We start from the raw sequence: 21,598 nt of genomic DNA on the forward strand, positions 1-21,598 counted from the left end.
GAGTAGATTAGACCGATTACTTCATACCCAGTACCGGGATTTCATCACCATGCCAGGGAAAAGCGTAACTAGGATCATTGACAAAGCGGTCCAGACCAATCTCTATCTGACCTACGGCTCCCGGTGCTAGCTCTACTGTAAAATACTTCTGGTCTATCGTATCAAACTGGTAGGGGTAATCTATCACTTGTCGGATACGGGTGATCTGATGTTCGCCAAACATACCTCCCTGTATGATCACATACTTAGTTTCAGTAGGATGCAGGTTGACCAGTTGCAGAGAAACCCCTCCTTTGTTGACCTGCCGCACCAAGGCAGCCACATCTTCGGGAATACCAGGCCGTTTTTTTACCGGATCAAAATAGCGAACACTGCTGTGCAACAAGCCGCCGTGATATATATGGTTAGGCGCTCCGAGCATAGTCTGCACAAGCCCTTCCAGCACGACAGGGTTTCGTTCCAGCCAGTGGTGTACATCCATATCGTCGGGTGTACTTTGATCATTTCTCACCTCTTCCAGACGGCGCTGCATCTCCTGGTAAGTAGCTTTCAGAATATCTGTAGGATAATTGGGGTTCTGCCCTTCCAGATAACCGAGCCAGGCAGCTGTATTTTCGGAGTCTCCTTTACCTTTATGGTAGCTGAGTTTGGCTATTTTCTCCGGATCGGTCAGGGATTTTACCCGCTGCCAGTCCTCCTCGGAACGGGAGTAGTACCAGAGGTGCGTGGGGTACTTAGGACGCATGGGTCGGTAATCATACCAGCCCCTGTCGTCGTAGCGATATGGCACTAACGTATTGCCATCTTCTTCCTTAGCCAGCTTAGATACTGCCCGGATCACTGAATAAGGCAGTTCCAAGTAAGAAGAATCGCCGGTCATCAGATAAGCGTTGCTGGCTCCGATGGTGGTGGCTTCCATCTGGTTAGGCAAGCCGTGTGGCCATCGCCAGCCGTAGTAGCCGCCCCACCATTTGCCGCCAGTATGCTCACCAATGATGCCGGTTTGCCCTACGTTGTCTGGAATGATACCATTGTTATCTTCAACCCTTTGCATCCAGGCTTCTACGTATTCTTTTACCCATTGCTTGTAGCGTTCGTCTTTGGTGTACATGTAGGCATTGGCCATCATGCTGGTAGATGCTAGATTGAGCGGCACATCATTTTTCATCATGCGCTCGTTAATGGCCTGTAGTATGTACTGGAATTTCTCATCATCATTCCAGTCAGCAGAAGCACTTATGTTGGGGATATCATCATAAGGCAGCGGATAGTGCGCCAGGATGGGCCGATGCGTCACCCAATCCTCAGCGGTATTGACAAAACGAGGGCCCAAGCTGCCATTCAGGGGCGAGCGTATAATCTTATGCTCGGCATCATAATTTGACTTTTCGGTGCCGTCGTCCATGTACATTTCGGCAAATTTGATGGCCCGGTCGCGCATTTTCTTATCGGTAGGGTCAGCCAGCCCGAAAAAGTAAAAATAAGTGTAAGATTCTCCGTGATGCATCCAGTCATAACCGGCATCAAATTCCTCATGGATCTGACCGTATTCGGTAAACTGCACCGTCACCTCATCCCAGAGCTTACGGGAAATACTATCAATTTCTTTAGGTCCTCCCAGAGCGTAATAGAGGGGGAAATTATAAAAACTCTCGTAGCCGTCGTCAGAACCATCCATACCGGGCCATTCATCCCGCCAGATCAGGCGCCCGTTTTTATCGGTGTATTTATTGACAAATGTGATGGCCGCAGGATAGAGAGCATTCATCAGTTGCCGCTGCATCAAGGCCCATTCAGGTGGTGTACCACTATTATTTAGTTTTATCAGTATTTCTCCTTGCTCAGATTGTATATCAAGCTTAGTTTGTGCTTTTATAATACTGGCGTAAAAAAGAATAAGGAAAGAAATCAAGGCACCCTTCATGAAGGCTAAAAATATCTTGTAACTATTCATGGATTATTCAGGTTGTTTCGGAGTACTAGTTTTTAAGCTTATACTATTTTACAAGCTGCCCTTTACTTTCATTGATTTCTGAAAATACAAGATTAATTTTACTTCCTAAAGATAAAATCACCTATCGCAAATATATTTAGTCTCGTCTTCAGAAAACACTACAATGCATCTTCAGGTGTATAGACGAAAGGTTAGTCTTTCAAATGTTTATTACAGTACAATTTTATGAATGAATAGATTGATAAGCGTAATTTGATCACCACCTCAAAATATGTAACTCATTGGGGCAACCAAACATTTTTTTCAGAAATTTAGAAGCTTAGGCGGGGAGAATCTTGGGACAGACTTTATTCTTGAGTGGGACAACCTTTATTATTTCACTTCACAAAATGTAGAGGCGAGGTTAGCGATAGAGGAATACGTCATAAACAGATGTAGGGAGATTTTTGAAAATAGAAATTATTAAGTGAAAAATACCACTGCAACCAAATCTTATGACTTATATGTATCTGGACAGTATGAGGTAATTTAAGCACCTAGGTCTGGAGTTGCTCTTGCTCTTCAGTAATTGGTGAGGTAATAAATCGCAAAACTACTTCTTCCCTCTTTAAATCTTTAAGCAAAAAACAAATACTACAAAACTTTTGCTCTCTCGCTTAAGTATCCTGTTTTTTTGGAAGTAGTTAAAGTAATAGGTTAACTATTACTTTGACTACTTCTACTGGCATGGAAAATAAGAGTGTTTACCCTTATTATAATACTTAAAATCTCTTAAACTACCCTTATTTTGTTACAGAATGTAAATAATAGTCAGCTTTTATATTTAGACGTGATATTGAGCAGCAGTTAGAAGTCTGGAAGGATAAAGCCCACCGAAAGCCTCTCATCTTGCAAGGTGCACGAAGGTAGGCAAAACTACTCTGATTCGGGCTTTTGGTAAGAAGTATGCACAAACTATTTTTCTGAACCTGAAAAAACCAGAAGACCGCAATTTTTTTGAGGCCTATGAGGATGTCTATACGATTATGGACGCGCTCTTTTTATCGCGTAACTTGAAATCAGAATTGAAAAACACTCTCTTATTTATTGATGAGATACAGGAATCTCCCAAGGCTATTCAGCTATTACGCTATTTCTATGAGGAGATGCCTGAACTGCCAGTGATCGCGGCGGGATCATTACTGGAGTTTGCCATGCGTAAGGTTAAGAGTTTTCCGGTAGGCAGGGTGGAATATCTGTTCTTATACCCCCTCAACTTCTCAGAATTTCTTCAGGCGATTAAGCCTTATACTGCGCTGGAGCAATTGCAACAGGTGCAGGTCAAAGCTTTTGCTCATACCACCCTGCTCAATTTATTCCATACCCATACCATCATGGGAGGGATGCCTGAAGTGGTAAGAACCTATGTGCAGGAGCAAAACATGCAGTTGTTACCTTCGGTATACGAAAGTATATAGGGCACCTATCAGAATGATGTGGAGAAGTATGCCAAAAACGACACCGAGCGGAAAGTTATCAAACACATCATGGCTACAGCTTCCTTTTATGTAGATCAACGCATTAAGTTTCAGCATTTCGGTAATTCCAATTACCGTTCCCGGGAGGTAGGATAACCCATGCCTTTCGTAAAATTTTTCAGCATGAGGATCTGCATCCAGGAGAATGCATGCATAGTCAGTTTTCAACATTCTTTGCAATAAGTCATTCAACAGCATTTTCCCGTATCCTTTGCCGATATAGGCCGGCTCAACGAAAAGAAAATCCAGTACTACCTTTTTCCCTTTTACAACATTGAAGGCATAAAACCCGATTAGTTTATGATCAACTTTCAGTTGATAAACCTGATTTTGCAGAATATAATCAGGGGTGATGGTAAGCTCAACTTTCCACTTATCAATCTGAAGGGGACCATACTTCCAATGACCTTTTGACCTCATAGCTAATTTTGTCAATTTTTTAGCATCAGTGGTATGAACTTGATCAATCTTCATGGATCTTCTTTTTTTATCCTGAGTATCATCTCTATAGATCGCGGTTAATTTGCTTACCTGCAAACTTGCAAGACATATATCTAAAAAGCATTCACTTAAGTTAACAAATGCTCAATACTACATTCTCTCTGCATTGATCCACCTTTCAGCATGACAAAGTTTCACCTGGACAATTCAGTAGTGGCGTCACCTTACCGACTTCGAGCTCGGTAGTTCACCATTTTTAACCACATTGAGGGTAGCTTTTAGGTGTCTGATCATTAGCAAATGCGACAAAAGCACGATCGGTACGACTACTGCCGGAAGCCAGATGAAGGGAAACTTCAATACTGCTACATTGGGCTGCTCAAAAGCAAACTGCTGCAGTGGAGTAGGAGCCGAGAGTACCGCCAGCACTACGATGATGACCAATAAACCTAATCCAAGCCAGTTCCAGACGAGAAAAACCTCCCGTCTTAGTTTGTTCAAAGCGTATAGCACCAAAATCATTACTGCACTTATACCGGTCAGTATGTCGAAGTTCCAGCCCTGGTAGGTCATTAACTCGGGTATCAGTTCCTTAAGGTAAAGCTGATACAGGATCAACTCAATTGGAAGGCGCAGGATATGAATCGCAATCAGGTACGTCAGGCTAAGGTTTTGGCTACTGAGTTTCCGGTAAGCCACAAGGGTTAAAAGAAGGGCGGATAACAGGACAAAAATAAAGCGGGGCGGCTGACTCTCGGTGTTTTCAAAAAAACCGGTACTATACCCGCATTTCCGGCATCGGTTCCGACCGTGAGCCTTACGCCATGGCGTACCAGCGCAAGAGTCGTGATATGTACTACCTCTGTGTAAGTATTCCAATAAATGTTGGCTTTCCGTAGTCCTTCCGGATCCGTATTGTCAGGGTCTTCGTATCGGTTGCTTCCGGGTAGCCAGCCGGGACTGAAAATTGAACCTTCCAAAATGCCGGGATTGACATAGGCCAGTTCAATGGACTTGAGGTATTCCGGTAAGTCTACATCCTGTGCCTTGGCAGCAGGATAAACCATGATCGTGCTAGAGACGGTAATATTCTTTGCCTTGAGCTTTTGGGCAATCAGATCAGCATGTTCCCGTAAATAGGCCAGATAGGTATCAGTATGATCGTAGTAAATGCTGGTACGTCCTCCAAACTCTCTTTCTACTGCTTTGGTGATTTCCTCTACATGGGCTACCTGCAATTGTCCCGAAAGGTACAAAGCTTCTAGGGTTACTGCCGGGCTTAGGTGCCCCAACATGGTGATGTCTTGCTTTTGTGCCTCGTTGGCTACAGCAAAATAATTCTCCTTGTCCAGGGTGTAAGCCTTGAGGGCATCATATCCTTTTTGCTTAAAAGCCTGCACAGCCTTTCTGGTCTCATCGGGCGTATTGAAAAGCTGAATGGGCCCCAGCAAGCCGTACACCTTACTCCTAAAATCTCTGGCGGTATTCATAGGACCAGCGGCTACATAAATACTTGGGCTTAATGGCCCGGCCTGTGCCTCTTCGCGCCATCTAAGGTACAATCCACGCCAGGAGTTCATGATCGCTACATGGGTAATACCATTGGCCAGGTAAAGCAGTAGGTCGTTTTTACTTCGGTATGGATGAATGTGGGTATCTATCAGACCAGGTATCATGAACCGACCTCCGGCATCAATGATCTCGTAACCCTGAGGAATAAGCAGGTTCTCGCCCACAGCTTCTATGCGGCTTCCCCTGATCAGCAAAGTGCGTTTGGGAAGCATGGATGCAGCGTCTGGAGAAAGGACGTTAACGTTCGTAATGGCTAAGTTTCCGTAGCGTGACTCAAACTGCGCGGCATCTACCTGGGGTGTATTCTCTCCGGAGAGATGTCTGATTTCGGCACTGATAAACAGCCACAAACTTATTCCTAACACCATGATCAGTAGTACAAAGCCTAGTGTCCATTTCAGGATATTTTTTATGATATTCATAACGTTAATTGTACTTTTGGCTGGACAAGATGTGGAAAGCAAGTCCGCGAATTCCTGTCATAGGGCAAGAATTGGTAAGATATTCCTTCCAGTTATGCTATTTCCCGGAATGCAAATTTCTGGAATGGCTATCAGAGACTGATAAGCTTTCATTTTCATAGCTGATCATTTCTCTATCTCCAATATTTAGCACAACATTTCCCTTTTTCCTGCCCGTATCCACATATCTATGCGCCTCCACTACCTGTTCCAGGAGAAAAATCTTGTCTATCACTGCTTTGTACCTCCCTTCTTCAAAGAGTTTTTTAAGCAGCTGTAGCTGTTCAATTTTTTCGGAAGCAAAGCCCGAGGTGTTCACATTGAGGTAGACACCTCCTTTGTTCAGGAGATGCTTGCATGCACGCTTAGAGGTTTTGCCTACGGCATCAAAGATGATATCAAATGGCTCACTTAGCCGGGTAAAGTCTTCCTGGTCATACAGCACCAATTTTTCTACGCCCAGTGATTTCACCAGACCTGATCCTTCGGTACTGCACACTACCGTAACGTCTGCACCAAAATGATGCGCCAGCAGGATCGCTGAGGTACCTACCGAACCGGTAGCACCTATGATCAGGACTTTAGGATTTGCTCTATGGGAAATACCGGCTTTGTTGAGAAAGTAGATAGCGGCTTGTCCGCCAAAGATCAGGGAGACAGCTTCGGCAAAGGATGCGTTCCGGGGCATGACCGTTATGTTACTATGCTGCTTCACTGAAAGGTACTCGGCATACGTGCCGAATCTGAAGCCGGTCATTCCGAATACCTTATCACCTGCTTTGAATTTGGTGACTCGCCTGCCTACCTGCACCACGATGCCTGAAAACACCGAACCTGGTATGGCTTTCCTGGGCCGCCTATAACCTAATACCAGCCGCATCACTACCTTTATCAGCCCCTTTACGGCCAGGCTTCTTATCCTTACATCCGCCGAGTTGACCGCTGAGGCCATTACCATGACCAATATTTCATTTTCCCTCGGCTCAGGCTTGTCAAACTCCCGGATTTGCAGTACTTCCGGTGGGCCGTAGGCGGTACAAATCACTGCCTTCATATTTCTCTTCATTAGAAATTAAAGCCGAAGTGTAGCCCCGGTTCCCCATTGAATTTGGACCACTGAGCATCCTGTTGCTTGAAAGCTTCTGGCATTTCTGTATGCAAGGGGCGGTGGGTAATGGCGATAGAAGGTTCTATAAAAAAATGATCATTAAAAAGCTTGATATGGTAGCCCAGGCGATAGGTATTGAATAGTTGAAATCCATTATCAACTTTGTTGTCATTTTCGTCTACAAAACGCTGCCAGGCCGGCATCATATGAACGGCGGTGTACAGACCTTTCCACCAGAAATGCTGATAAACCAGGGCAAAGCCGACTTCGCGAATGAAGCCTGGAAATTCTTCTTCGGGATCTCCGTATGAGTCGCTAAAACCCGGTATTCCAAGCGGCCAGGCGTACTTCCATGTCTTTATTTCAATAGAAACAGCATCATTGGCTGTTAGCCGGTAGCCAAAGTTGAGCTGGGCAAAATCGGGTCTGTTAGTCTGGGCAAAGTTTCCCAAAAGGAAGAAGGTGCTGCCCACAAAGCACTTTTTGTAGGTAGTATCCTGCGCGGCATATTGGGCTTTTAGGGTTAAATCAGCAGAAATAAATGAGGCGAAAATCAGAATGAATAACTTAGTATGCATATCACTATTTGTTTGGTTAATGTGTATGCAAAGTAAGCCTGGTAGATCCCTGAATTCCGTTCACTTAAGTTAAGAAATAAGTCTTAGGCCCGGCTGTTTTTGACAATTCTTGCTTTCAACCTACTCAGTGATTGCGGTTTGATGCCTAAATAACTGGCCAGTTGATGCTGTGGTACCCGCTGAATCAGGTCGGGCCTTTTCTCTAACAAATTGAGATAGCGCTGTTCGGGGGAAGAGGTTTTGAACTGATGAAAATTGATTTGTTCTTTAGCCAACAGCTCTTCTGACAACACCCGGCACATCTGCTCAAACTTGGGGAATTTCTCAAAAATCTCCACCTCCATGTCAGGATTGGAAACCGTAAGAATCGTGTCCTCTACACAGTCTACATAGTATTCAGATGGTTTACCGTTGAGTACACAATGAGGAGTAATGCCTTCCATTTCGGTATAAAATGCTGTGGTCTTTTCATCTCCATCAAGATTGTAATAAGTACGAATGCAGCCCTTGAGTACAAAGTAGCCATCTCTGGAACTCTGGCCTTCTTCAAGCAGGAGGGCTCCCTTTTTTTTAAAGTGAAAAATTCCCAGATTAATCAGTGCCTTTTTCTCCTCTTCATTGATGGAGATATACCTGGAAATAAAGTCAAAAAGTAAATTTTGCATGGTTTTTAGTATTGCTGAATCATACTTGTTTACAAAGTTACAATTGATATTGTAGTTATTGCGCAAGTGATCATTTTGACCTTGCTATCTCGACCAAAAGTTTAAGCTAATCTACATAACGAGAACCATATCTATTAAGGTTAATTCGCAATAATATGAGTACAAAATATTTCTATTTTATCTCTAAGTACATGACAAACAACAGGTGGCCCTACTTTTCATATCTCAACCATCTGGCTCCATGCGAGGGCAGACTTATTGAACTATCAAGAGGCAGTGATTCTCCGCTAACCACATCCTGAGCATTTTTATACTGATAATAATCAAACTCAAGTTTAACTTCATTTTGCTCTCCTTCATTTAACAGAAAATAATGATCTGCTGCCGGACTGGACAAACGATAGACAATAGCCCCATCAGCATGAAAAGGGGGTTCCATACCATCTAAAGCATATTTCAGGAGCATTTCTTCCAGGGCTTCATTGCCAGGGCTAAAACAGGAGCGGGCTGCTTCATAAGCCAATAGTACTGCCTGTCCATTTCCGAAGTTATTCTGAGTAATGGCTGGTTGACCGTTACTGAAAGAAGCAAGTACTTCAGCTCCTTCAGGACGGAGTGAACCTATTGAGCCTATGAGCTTTTGGTCATCCAGATACCAGTCACGATTCAGGCCGGAGAACTGATACTCACGAAGGACAGTACCAAATAACTTTGCAAATCCAGAATTGGAACCTCGGGGAAATAAAGCTGAATATGTATCCATCCAGGCCCCAGGCATATCAACCACCAAACGACCACCCTGTTCCACATAACTTTTAAAAAGTGGCAAAAGCTCCTTGTTTAAGGCAATGATCCCCGGCAGGTAGATTACAGGATAGCGAGCAGCCAAACCAGCTTTCAAATCGTCAGGGTTCAAGTATTCAAATGGTATATCTTCGTTGATAAGCGCTCGCATAAGTCCAACTCGTGCCTGCATAGGACGATAAAGAAGACTTTCCTGCCCCTTGAAAGATAAGGCAGTCCACATGGCATCATTGTCCCAGTCAAAAAAAACGCCAACCATTGGCTCTTTGTGCGCTGCCCAGAGCTCCTCACGGTACTTTTGCATCGCCCGGGCAATTTTTCCTACTGCTACTGCTCTATCGGTCACTTCATTATGATGATCCAAGAGGGCATACTCCCCTACTTCCGCTCCTGCTGTACGCACACTCCAACTCCATAAACCCCATCCTTTAAAACCTGAAGCCAGCATGCTCAGCGTAAACTGCTGCATTTCAGCGGCATCTACTGTAAAGCCTTTATTGGGCTGGCCAAACCTTTCGCCCCCAAACTGCTGTGGCCCCCCGGTAGTTTCCCAACCTCCGCTCCATCCTCCTTTAAACATATCGTTGATATAGCTGGCCTGCATGTATACGGTGGGGCCCAGTTCATCCTTAACCTGATCAAAGTGCCAGGTAAAGTGAATGGAGGGGTAAAATGAGCCGGCATTGCGCATGATATCAGCAATACCGGGAAAATCTACGCCAAAGTAAGCATGCGGCCTGAACAAGCCTAACTCTCCTCCTGCCCGAAATGGCGCATTAGGATCAAAATCATGAAATACGTCAACTTTTTTCTGAAGTTCCTGCATTCCATGATCAGCTTTAAACCTTAAAATATCCCGACGAATACGATATTCACGGTGATTGTACTCCTCCCATCGGCTGGCAAAATCTTCCCAGGAATCAAAAGCTTTTCCTCCTGCCTGCAAGCCGTGGTGATGCTGATTGTATGCGTGATTCAGTGTATCTATATCCTGGTATTTTTCTTTCGCCCATGCTACAAAAAGCTTTTTTCCTTTTTCGGTAAGATCCAATCCTCTTTCGCCTACAGTAGGGTCGTAAGCAGAACTGCTGCCCCTGAGTGCATTCTCATCCGTGGATTCATTTTTATAAGCAATTGTGTTTTCTATCCTATTTTTAAGCACTCCCTGCTGATAAGCAATCATCTTGGGGTGTCGCCGTACTTCTTCCAACGACATCTTTTTAGGTAAGCCAACCTTTTTGATAAGTTCGTCGGTGATTGGCTCCCAGCCTCCCTCACCATACCACCAGGGGATAAGCCCCTCATCAAGTGCAATAAGCTGTATCTCTTCTAAAGTCCATGGCGGAATAGTCATGATTTGCTTGAGGTTAGTAAAGCCCAGGTTTTTCATAGTGCGAAAGTGCCAGCGAATCTCTTCCTCACCTTCTCCGGGCCTTTGAATATAAACTACTCCCGCGGGTACAGGAGCTAATTTGCGGAACTTCTGCTGCATGGGTGAATCATGCAATTGGTCGTATTTATCGTGCATAAAATCATGACCTTTTTGAGCCTGAACAGATAAGGGTAGCAACAGAAAAAAGTACAAAACAGGCAGTAGTAAAATATAACAATTGTTTCTATGCATAAGAAGAGTTGTTTTAGTCAAATTATGTAGTTTGAATTCTGTCGGTAAAAAACCTAATGTTTAGCTGTCTTGATCATCATTTTTTTTTCAATACATGAGTTTCAGGCAGATGAATATTCCTGTCTCCTACTAGGAAACTACCATCAGACTTTAGGCTTACTGAAGGATGTATTTTACCCGCAGGTTGAAGTGTGATCACTGCGGTTACATTAGCTTCACAAAACACGTCTATGTATCTGCTAAAAGAATAGAATTTGTTTTTGTACCATATTCCCGGATTATGATTTTCAGTCTTACCGCCGTACCGTAGCAAACCGCTTTCTATTTCCAGATCAGTTGCCGGAAGTAGAAATTGTACACGCATACTTGCTCCATCTGGTGAAATTAGCTGATAACCTTTTTCTATCTTTCTGAATTCGTTAAATTCCGGTGTATTGATACGCCATCTACGCCCATTTAGAGATACATCTTTGACAATGATAGCTGCTGCTGCATTTGTCTCTTCACTAAAACTGCTGTAGAAAATCCTTTGGTGTCCTTCCGTTCCGACACTACTACCACTTCCAATAGCAAAAGCTTCAGACCGATCATCAGAAAAATGATATTCATGTAGCTTTCCCAATCCTTTGGTATCCTGGGCAGGAGTATTCTCATGAGTAGGAAAGAGGTTAGTCTGCCCGGCAGTCTGCGCCGTTCTCCCCCCTCCAATAATCCAGGGCACCCCCAGACCAATAAGACGAAAAGTATTCGCATCTGGACCTGCGTGTCCCTTGATGCGGGTTTGCTTGGCGTTATAAGTGCTTACAATATCTTCTTCATCCTGAAAGCGATTTCTTATGATCACAATTCCCTGTTCCGGGTCATGATAAGTAAGCCAGCCTACCTTTTCAGGATTCTCTGCTTTTAGGGCCTCCGGATAATACAGTATGCTGTAGAAAAGGTGACCATCTTCATGGTGACCATCTTCATTGGTAACATATTCCTGGGAATTAATGAGGTAGTCGTGCATCCATTTTAGGGCAGGCTGTTGTTCTTCGGGATAAAGGCGAAAGGCCATACCCAGTACCCCTGCGGTATTAAATAGTAAGTCATCGTCAGATAGATCAGCTTGTATCCCTTTGGCACCTCTTTGTTGAATAGCCACTGTAGAGCTCATAATCCCGTGCAGCGTATTGATCGTTTCCGGTGCAAAATCAGCCAGTTCAAAGGCACTTATATTATTCTTTAAGGCAAGCAGAGCCGGACCAATGAATGTCCAGCCGTAAATATGGTATGACATACTCTCACCATTCCAGCCATTGCTAAAAATAGATGCTTCCAGATGGTCTTGCAATCTTTTGATGGCATCCCACCTTATGGGTAGCTGAGGAGATTGGTGAGTTTGCTGTAAAGAAGGCTCATCCCAAACATAAGAAGCCAGAATCACTGATCCATAGCGTACACCCATCCAATTGCTTTCAATGGCATAATTAGCTGAATGACCCATATTTGCATTCACTGAAAACATCACTTCAAAAAGTTGGCGGTTCACACGCTGCCGCTGTGCTTCATTCCAGGCCGGGTAACAAAAGTCATAGGCCAAAGCCATCTTTTGAAGGAGGGTAGCCCGGGTCAGCCCCCGCGATAGTGGATCGTTAAAATAAACACTGTCTGATAAAATTCTTTCGGCAGTCTTCCATGCACCATCCGCCCATACAGTATCACCACTGAGAATAAAAAGAAAAGACTGGTTAGCCAAAAGGCGGCTATCAGCATAAGGATCATAAGGTCGTTCCCTTTGTTCTTTCATCTGTCTGCTGGCAACATCAAACAGATTTTGATACATCGCGCGATAAGGCCTACGTTTGACCTTTTCACGAAGTACTACCATCTCCTGAGGATTGATGATGCCACGAGGGTGGATAGCATTAGATTGGGACCATGTAAAAGAAGGGCTCCACCATAGATAAATGAACAAGAAAATTGCTTTCCAGTGAATAGTATTCATCATCAAACCCTCAGTGTTACTCAGTATTTTCTATACTCTTTGTGCGTTTGTTCCATGTCATTGCTTCTCAGGTATATTAAACAGGGCCAAGTCTCTGTTGGCATTACTGGTGATTTTATACAATCTGTAGGCCTGATCATTAGTAGCCATCAGTACTGCTTTACCATGAGCTGTGTTAAGTAAAACCATTTTCCTGACATCACCCGATGCAAAAAAACCACTTTGCTGACTATTTACTGGCATTATTTCATCATCCATCATATTGAATACCTGGCCCAATGAAGCATCCAAACGAGGCGTTTGTGTATTGGTATCATAAAAGTTTCCTGCGATAAGCAGCTCTTCTTTTCCATCACCTGAAATATCAGTAAATAAAGCCGTTTTAACAGCTGAAACCTGCCCTACCTTAGGAAGAGAGACTACCTTAAATATTCCATTGCCCTCATTGTATAAGATTACATGTGCCAGCGTATCAGCCTGTAGATGGAAAGCCTTGTCATATGAAGAACTTAAAATATCCTGCAAGCTCGCTTTGGCATAAGAAGTATGCTCAGGATATTGCTTTTTTATTCCCCTCCATTGCTGAAAAATCTCATCTCTTTCATGTACCGGAAGCAGTTTACTTCCCTGATGGTAGCCCATGAACAATTCCGAAGTGCCATTTTCGTCCATATCCTGCACATACATTTCTAAAGGATTTTCTTCACTTGCACTGAAGCGGTAGTTTAAGCCAACATTGCCCAGCAGATAGTCCTGATCACCATCTTTATCTATGTCAAAGCTTATTACAGAATGCCACCAACCTTGCAAACTAACTTGCTTTCCTGTCTGATTGATAAATTTTATTTGCTTGTCTGATTTTAGCTCTCCACCCTGCCAACTGAAAAATAAGGGAGCAGTCCACTCTCCTACCACCAGTAATTCATTCTTGCCATCCTGATCATAATCTGTCCATAGGGCGTCTTTTATCATCCCTAGCTTGTTAAGCGATGGACTTTTTGTCTGGGTTACATCTATCAGAACACCGTTTTTATTTTCCAGCAGATAAGACCGATCAGGATAGGGGTATTTTCCGGGCACACTGCCAGCTCCAACGAAAAGGTCTACATCTCCGTCACTATCAAAATCTATTGAAGCTACACATGACCCGTTGGACCGGATTTCAGGCACTGCATTTTTGGCTTTGCTAAAGCTCCCCGTTCCATCGTTCAGATAAAGACGATCTTGCAGTAGTTCAGAATCAGCATTAAACTCTGCACTGCCGCTTACCACATATAAATCCATATCCAGGTCGCCATCAGCATCAAAGAATATGGCCGATACATCTTCCTGAAGGGCATCGGCCTGCCAGGGTCCATCCACAGAAGTAAAGCTTCCATCCTTTTGTTGGAGCATGAGCCTACCTTCTTGCTGACTGGCACCACCTGCATAAAAATCATCTAAGCCATCCTGATTGACATCGGCCACTGCCAGGGCCGGCCCTTCGCTGGACAGTTTATGTGGCAAGAGAAACTGCCGGTCAAAATCATCATAGGAATTTTCTTCATGCTTGAGATCAGTAGGTAATAGATCAGAAACGTCTGTCAACCAGGGCTGCTGCTCTTTTTTTCTCTTGATTCGTTCCTCAGCATCCTGATCATTCACATTAATGAGCCTGTTTACTTCTGGCTTTTCATAAAGACTGAACATCCCGTTTGGCCATACGATCACAAGACTGTCTACCTCGCTATGCTCACCCAAACCAAAATGTAAAATTGGCTCTACTGAGGATTGATATCCTCGGCTAGGATATAATTGTTGGTATTGTACTTTATCTTTTTGGTATACATAAGCTTTGGCCCCATAGGCAAAAGGGTTACCCTTCTTCCCCTCCAGGCGGATTCTGAGAAAGTGCTGTTTTCCTTTTGGCAGTTTATTCTCATAAATGCTGGCGAAATCATCCAGGTTATTGACTATCAGATCCAGGTCACCGTCATTGTCAAGATCCGCATAGGCAGCACCATTGGAAAAGCCGGGCTTGTCTACATTCCATGCTTCACTGACATTACTAAACGTAAGGTCCTGATTGTTACGGTAGAGATAGTTACTAATCTTTTGAGAAGGCATCGTTTCCAGAAGTTGCTGTGCCTGTGAGGGAGGCAGGTCTACAAACCTGGTATTCATTTCCTTTAATTCTTCATTAATATGCTGGATAAAATCATTGTTGAGTACATCTTTTCTCAGGCCATTAGTGATATAAAGATCCTTCCAACCATCATTGTCAAAATCTGCCAGTAGCGGTGCCCAACTCCAGTCAGTCTGCTCTACCCCTGCCAATTGTGCGATATTACTAAAAGCAAGCGGAGAAACAGGCGTACTTCCCTGATTAAGTTGCAGACTGTTGAACATGTACTGATGATGGTAGCCATTGTCTACAAAATCCCAGAATTTGTTTTTGCTGATGCCTGCCAGATTGGTCTTCTGCCGAAAATGATCCTCAGCGCTCATATCCAGTACTACGATATCAGAAAGTGCATCATTGTTAAAATCTGCAAGATCTACTCCCATTCCAAAAAAAGAAATGTGCTGTGTAGTCTGATGAATGGATTCGGTGAACGTTACATAGCCGTTATCATTCAGTCCGTTACTGAGGTAGAGGTAATCATGTTCATAAAAGTCATTTGCCACATACACATCATCCCAGCCATCCTGATTGAGATCAGCTACTGCTACTCCCAGACCATATCCATGTTTGCTTCCCTCAATTCCTGCTTCCGCACTCACATCTCTGAAGAACCCTTCATCATTTCGGTAGAGTTTATCCCCAATGTAGGGATCACGTCCACCTTCATTAGCAGCAATCATCCCGCTGTAGTATTCCATTCCATGATTGACCAGAAACATATCCAGGTCACCATCTTTGTCATAATCAAAGAAAACAGACTGTATAGAATAACCCGGATCATTGAGTCCATAGGCTTTTGCCTGCTCCAGAAAAGTACCATCACCCTGATTGATATAGAGCAGATTCTCCCGGTTTTCTGACTGTAGATTACCTGAACGGCACACATAAATATCAAGCCATCCATCTCCATTTACATCCGCCATATTGGTACCTGTACACCAGCTGTCTGTGCTGATCTTTCCTAGACCTGCTTCCAGGGTTACATCCTGAAATTTTAAATTGCCCTGATTGAGATATAGTTTATTAGACACTGTGTTACCTGTAAAAAACAGGTCCGTTTTACCATCCTTATTGACATCTCCTGCAGCCACGCCACCACCGTTATAGTAATACTGATAGGTCAGGATATTACGGTAGGCATCTTCCGTAAGCTCATTGATAAAATAAATTCCTGTTTCATCAGGCTGACGGTCAACAAAATTTGGATTAGAATCCTGCACCTGCTTTGGATGTGATGTCGTTATCCATGCAGCTTCTTCTTCGGTATGGCTACAAGAAAAAAGTATGGCAACAATCATCAGACCTAGTAGAAACTTCTTCATGCCAACAAGGAGTCATGTATAAACATTTGACTTAAGTAAAGGTCATCATTAATAATAAAAGAAGGTGCTTACTACACCTTCATTTACTGTTATGAAATCAAACTACTCAAAGCCTTCGTTTACATTTTTCTCATATTCAGGAATTTCTGAAAAGAAAGGGCTGTCCCAGGGAGCTGTATTGCCTTCCCTGTCTCCGGATGGAATGGGTTCCCGCAGCCCCTGTAAATAAAATAGGCGGTCACCTTCAAAAGCCATCTCCTTAAAGCGCTCCTGGTGGATGGCATTCTCAAGTTCCGCATCAGCTCCAGAAAAATCTCCTATGCCGGCACGGTTACGCACCGCATTCAGATCGGAGCGCGCTCCCCCAAAGTCTCCATCACGTGCCCTTATCACTGCCCTTAATAGATACATATCTGCCAGTCTGAGTATCGGTAGGTTGGTTATTCTGTCTCCGGCACGATAGTATTTATTCCCCCATACATAGGTGTTATTCGTTTGAAAATTCCCGTTGGGTTCAGGATAAATATTTTCGGCCAAGGTGTCTGACTCGCTTGAAGGGAGCAAACGCAGAAACAACTGTGAAAACCTTTTATCATTAAGCGCTTCCGAGGTCAGATCACCATTTGCATCCTCCCAACCCACCTGCTGTAGGAAACTGTTGCTGGCATACATAAAACGCCCTCCGTTAGTCTCCGGCCCACTTGAAAACTGATTGTTGGCATTATACCACTCAAATCGTCTGGGATGCTTCCAGTTACTGGAGCCCCCAAGTCCATCACCTGCCCAGAGCGCATAGTACCAGATCACTTCGTTCCCTCTTTCCGGACCGGTTTTATTAAACGCTTCTATGGGATCCTGGCTAAGGTCATAGTCTCCACCATTTTGCTCAATGACGAAGTTAAGCTCAGCGAGTGCTTCATTATGAAAATCTGGTCCCATGTGAAAGAGCACCTTGGCCAGAAGAGCCGCTGCAGCAAACTTATTTGCTCTTCCATCTGCATAAGATGGATTGTGGACCCCTTCTACAAAACGCTCAGGCAAAAGGTCTTTGGCCATTCTGAGATCCTCTACGATCAGAGTAAAAAGATCGTTGGTAGAAGCCAGTTCTGAAGTTTTTGCCTCGTCAAAATTTGCTGCCTGCCGGATTCTGAAAGGAATGCGCTTTTCTTCATTAGGATAAGGAGGCATATACACCCTGGTCAGCCAATAATAAGCATAGGCTCTTACGAAGTGAAGTTCTCCTTTGATCCGGTTGACCTCATCGGGCCTGCCTTCACCTGGATAAGGATTTCCATCGTTTTCTTCAATAAAGCCAAGCGCCCCATTGGCAAACCCTACCGCAAAGTAACCACTGTTGAAAACCGAATTATCATAAAGGGGTACCTGTATACCTGTCTGTCGATCATACATCTCCTCAACATCACCATTTACACTAAAACCGGCGGTGACTGGTGCCAGGTTGATGCCATCAGCATACACTTCGCCTGCAATACGCCCAGCACCAAAGATAGTACGAAATCCACCATTACCGGTCAAGCCATAATATGCTCCTATAGGCGCTTTTTCAAAATCAGCCAGCGTTTGCCAGGGGGGCTGAACGGGTCTTTCCAACTCAAAATATTCTTCATTATCACAGGCTGTAGAAAAGACTAGAGCGCTGATCAGTAAGCAATTGATATATATATTTTTCATAAGCTTTTCTTGGTTGTTTTATCAGAATGAAATGGTTGCTCCCACATTCCAGCTACGCACCTGAGGTAGGGTTACCCCAATCCAGCCCTGTCCCAGGTTACGCCCCTCTGCGCCTCCCAGGTTGACTGCTTCGGGGTCATAACCATCATATCCGGTGATGGTAAACAGATTATTGGCCGATACATAAACTCTCACTCCACTCAGCTTTAATCTTTCCATCATTGGAGTAGGCAGGTTGTAGGCTAACTGAAGCGTTCGCATACGCAGATAATCTCCCTTTTTCAGAAATTTATCATGAACCTGGCCGGACCTTTGGTTGTCAAAGCGTTCGTCAGCGGTGATGCTGCCATCTTCATTAATTACATCATAGCGCTGGTTCCAACTGAGCTGAGGCCAGTCTGCATCCCTGTTATTGGTCGTCCAGGTATTGCCCACGATATCGCTTCTGATAATTCCTCCTCCAGTATAAACATAGGCCTGAGATCTTTCGGCAAGATCATAGATGTAATTTCCACCGGAAAAGGCTAGCATGGCAGAAAGTTCAAAGCCTTTGTAGCGGAAGTTATTGGTAAATCCTCCAAAATAGGTAGGCAAGCCTGTCTTTTCTGTAAAATCAAATAAATGGTTACTTAGGTTACCCCTGGTAGCAGGAATAGTGTTCCCCGTTCTTACCCTTTCTCCGGTTTCTGCAAAACGTTCAAGGTCCATTTCATAAATCAACTCATAGCCTCCTTCAGGATCAATACCGGCGTATTCTGCCAGGCGGAAAAAACCGAGAGACTCGCCGGCCTTAGTCACCAACGCATTACTATTTACATTGTACAACTCCTCACCTTCTCCTCCTGTCAACTTTTGTACTTCATTCCTGTTGGTGGTAAAGTTTAAGCTGGAAGACCAGGTAAACCCACCCCTGTCAATATTGATGGTATTGATAGTGAATTCCCATCCCTGATTGCGCAAATCACCAATGTTATTCCATATCCTGGGGTTATTGGCAAAAATTCCGGAAGATTGCGGTACTTCTACCTGTAGTAAAAGATCCTTGGCATCCTGCTGATAATAGGCTACAGTACCACTGATTCTATTTTCATAGAGTTCAAAATCCACCCCCACATCTACCGAGTTGGTAGTCTCCCAGGTAATAGCCTGATTCCCTATTCTGGTAAGTAGGTCTCCTGCTCCCACATCACCATACCGTCCCCAACCTGCGTAGCCTGTGGTGGTACCCAAAGGATCAATGGAAGAGTTGCCGGTTTGACCAAAGCTCGCTCTAACCTTCAAAAACTCAATAGGCTCAATATTCTGAAAGAAGCTTTCTTCAGAAAGTATCCAGCCAGCTGAAGCAGCCAGGAAATTACCCCAGCGCTCTTCGGGCGCAAAAACAGAGGAAGCATCTCTCCGAAAACTAAAGCCCAGGAGATAGCGGTCTTTGAGTTTATAATTTAATCTGCCAAAAAATCCACGAAAATAGATTTCTCCTCCCAATCCGGCAGATACTCTCTGTACATCTCCTGGTGCACCAACTTCCGGGGCTTCCCCAAATAATTCCTGTGCTTCAATATTACGTGCCCGGTTTTGCTGCTCGGTAGATTCTACACCGGCTACTATACCTATGTTATGCAAATTACCAAAATTGCGGTCATACGAAGCATATAGGTTATAATTTAGCCGACGGAAAGTGGATGAAAAGTCAAATGCATACTTACTATTTTCTCGTATCACTGTATTTCCCCACTCAACATTGTTGGATTGGATAAGATCAAAAGACAGTTCGGAGCGCAGTGAAAGTCCCTCTACAAAAGGTAGTTGATAACTCAGGTTTAAGCCTCCAATGGCACGATAGGTTTCCAGATCATTGATATAATTATTTCTGTTTAATGAAGCTCTGAGATTTCTGCCGGAAAGCGGGTCAAAGAGTATAGGATTCCCTTCTGTATCCCTTAGGGTAGGATGAAAAATGGGTAGAATAGGTAAAGCACCCGAATTTGCCATATCATAACCTCCAAGCGCTATGTTTGAATTACCTCCCGGTGCTCCACCGTTGGGAGCCCTGCGATTGTTGGTATAGCTTAGGTTGATCCTGGACCCGACTGAGAAATTCTCTGAAGGCCTGAAATCCACATTGGCACGGGTTGAGATTCTGCGAATTCTGCTACCCACCTGTATACCTTCATCTTCACGGTAATTGCCGGAGAGATAATAGTTGGCTTTTTCCGTTGAGTTTGAGGTAGAAAGGTTAAAGTCCATAAAACTACCCTGCCGTAAAGCTTCATCAAACCAATTGGTATTGGCAATCTGCTCTCTGCTCAGCACTGCATTTGGGTCCCTTGCATCGTTGAGGATGGTATTGGGGTCAAACAAGGGTAAGCCTCGGTTTACACGAGATTCATCCACCACAGACAACCAGGTGGGTCCATCAACAAATCCTATTTCCTGGGGTCCTCTCAGAACATTGGTCACCCCATAATTTAGACTCACATCGGTAGTCCCTTTAGCTCCTTTGCCTGATTTTGTGGTAACAATTACTACTCCATTTGCCCCTCTTGAGCCATAGATAGCAGTTGCAGCCGCATCTTTGAGTACCTCAATAGATTCAATATCATTGGGATTTATTGTTGCCAGAGGATTCTGAGAGACGGTATTAGCATTGCGGGAAAATCCATCCAATTCACCTCCCCCCTGTCCGCTCAAAATCATACCATCAATAATCCACAGAGGTTCTGTACCTGATGAAATGGAATTGGTACCCCTTATGAGTACCCGTGAAGGGGCACCAGGTACCCCGCTGGTTGATGTTACCTGCACACCGGCAGCCTGTCCCTGTAAGGCCTGATCAAGGGAAGGTGCCGCTTTGAAATTACTTAAATCCTCAGACTTAATGGTGGCGATAGATCCGGTAATATCCCGCTTCATTTGGGTACCATACCCAACCACCACCACTTCGCTTAGTGACTGTACATCAGCCGTCAGAGAAACATCAATCGTTGATTGATTACCGACTTCATATTCAGCGCTGAGATATCCTACCGATGAAAAAACCAGGGTGTTGTAGCCGGTTGGTACTGTAATACGATAATTTCCATCCACATCAGTTACTGTACCAATGGTAGTATTCTTGACGACCACATTGACACCCGGCAAAGGCTCACTATTGTCCTGATCTATCACTTTACCGCTCACTGTCTGGTCCATGCTTTGCATCATAAGCGCAGCTTTTCGGCTCAGTGGTTTGAGCAAGTTTACCTTTCTGGTATCACTTTTTTCGTTAGTGTCTTCTTCAGAAGCTGGAGCTAGCTGTATTTTTTTAGGTGCTTCAAAAATCAAAAAAGTATTATCACTGTACTTTTTGTACTTTAGATTCAGTGGTTTAAAAATCTTATTCAGGTATACTTCCAAATTTTCAGGATACTTTTCCTGACCGATTTTTGCTACTTTTTTTTCTTTCAGCATATTCAGGTCATAATCAAAGCTGACCTGATAAATATCCTCAAGCTCGCTCAGGACTTCTACTAATGACTTTTGATTTTCCTGTAATGACTTTTGATTTTCCTGCTGATCATTATTGAGTTTAAGACCGGCAGGCTGTTGTATAGAGGCTATTCCCTGGGCTTGTAGGTTGTGGGAAATGATCAATACTACTCCCCAGATGAGCAGTTTATTAAGTTTCCATAAATGTTTACTCATAGTACATGGGTTTTGTAAAAAGAAT

13 protein-coding genes are annotated in these 21,598 nt (G+C 43.9%); 1 reads left to right on the top strand and 12 read right to left on the bottom strand.

Annotated features, from left to right (window positions below):
- Positions 1-16 precede the first annotated feature (16 nt).
- Positions 17-1,954: a DUF8034 domain-containing protein gene (locus WJR50_RS29590; protein ID WP_341296943.1), complete on the bottom strand. Its 1,938-nt coding sequence runs from the start codon at positions 1,952-1,954 to the stop codon at positions 17-19.
- 962 nt (positions 1,955-2,916) lie between these two features.
- Between WJR50_RS29590 and WJR50_RS29595 the strand changes: the two genes are divergently transcribed.
- Entirely contained in the window at positions 2,917-3,411 is a 495-nt protein-coding gene (locus WJR50_RS29595; RefSeq protein WP_341296964.1) for an AAA family ATPase, read from the top strand.
- Here WJR50_RS29595 and WJR50_RS29600 read toward each other — a convergent pair.
- From WJR50_RS29600 to WJR50_RS29650, 11 genes are all read right to left on the bottom strand, one after another.
- Complete coding sequence (locus WJR50_RS29600) at positions 3,385-3,945, bottom strand: GNAT family N-acetyltransferase (RefSeq protein WP_341296944.1); 561 nt, start codon at positions 3,943-3,945, stop codon at positions 3,385-3,387. The two genes, WJR50_RS29595 and WJR50_RS29600, sit on opposite strands and share 27 nt — an antisense overlap.
- Before the next feature lie 186 nt (positions 3,946-4,131).
- On the bottom strand, positions 4,132-4,611 hold the full coding sequence (locus WJR50_RS29605) for a DUF8737 domain-containing protein (RefSeq protein ID WP_341296945.1): 480 nt from the start codon (positions 4,609-4,611) through the stop codon (positions 4,132-4,134).
- 5 nt (positions 4,612-4,616) lie between these two features.
- Positions 4,617-5,906, bottom strand: coding sequence for an amidohydrolase family protein (locus WJR50_RS29610; RefSeq protein ID WP_341296946.1), 1,290 nt, complete (start codon positions 5,904-5,906; stop codon positions 4,617-4,619).
- A gap of 97 nt (positions 5,907-6,003) precedes the next feature.
- On the bottom strand, positions 6,004-6,999 hold the full coding sequence (locus WJR50_RS29615) for an NAD(P)-dependent alcohol dehydrogenase (RefSeq protein ID WP_341296947.1): 996 nt from the start codon (positions 6,997-6,999) through the stop codon (positions 6,004-6,006).
- An 11-nt stretch (positions 7,000-7,010) separates the two neighbouring features.
- Positions 7,011-7,631, bottom strand: coding sequence for a hypothetical protein (locus tag WJR50_RS29620; protein ID WP_341296948.1), 621 nt, complete (start codon positions 7,629-7,631; stop codon positions 7,011-7,013).
- Positions 7,632-7,714: 83 nt separating this feature from the next.
- Positions 7,715-8,296: a Crp/Fnr family transcriptional regulator gene (locus WJR50_RS29625; RefSeq protein ID WP_341296949.1), complete on the bottom strand. Its 582-nt coding sequence runs from the start codon at positions 8,294-8,296 to the stop codon at positions 7,715-7,717.
- 211 nt (positions 8,297-8,507) lie between these two features.
- On the bottom strand, positions 8,508-10,724 hold the full coding sequence (locus WJR50_RS29630; protein WP_341296950.1) for a beta-galactosidase trimerization domain-containing protein: 2,217 nt from the start codon (positions 10,722-10,724) through the stop codon (positions 8,508-8,510).
- Positions 10,725-10,800: 76 nt separating this feature from the next.
- Positions 10,801-12,714, bottom strand: a complete 1,914-nt coding sequence (locus tag WJR50_RS29635; protein ID WP_341296951.1) for a hypothetical protein — start codon at positions 12,712-12,714, stop codon at positions 10,801-10,803.
- Between the two features lie 54 nt (positions 12,715-12,768).
- Positions 12,769-16,197: a VCBS repeat-containing protein gene (locus WJR50_RS29640; protein WP_341296952.1), complete on the bottom strand. Its 3,429-nt coding sequence runs from the start codon at positions 16,195-16,197 to the stop codon at positions 12,769-12,771.
- Positions 16,198-16,299: 102 nt separating this feature from the next.
- Positions 16,300-17,889 (bottom strand): RagB/SusD family nutrient uptake outer membrane protein, encoded by a 1,590-nt coding sequence (locus WJR50_RS29645; protein ID WP_341296953.1) that lies wholly within the window; start codon positions 17,887-17,889, stop codon positions 16,300-16,302.
- A gap of 21 nt (positions 17,890-17,910) precedes the next feature.
- Positions 17,911-21,573 (bottom strand): SusC/RagA family TonB-linked outer membrane protein, encoded by a 3,663-nt coding sequence (locus WJR50_RS29650; protein ID WP_341296954.1) that lies wholly within the window; start codon positions 21,571-21,573, stop codon positions 17,911-17,913.
- Positions 21,574-21,598 lie beyond the last annotated feature (25 nt).

It is taken from the genome of Catalinimonas locisalis (assembly GCF_038039535.1).
In the GTDB taxonomy this organism is placed as follows: domain Bacteria; phylum Bacteroidota; class Bacteroidia; order Cytophagales; family Cyclobacteriaceae; genus Catalinimonas.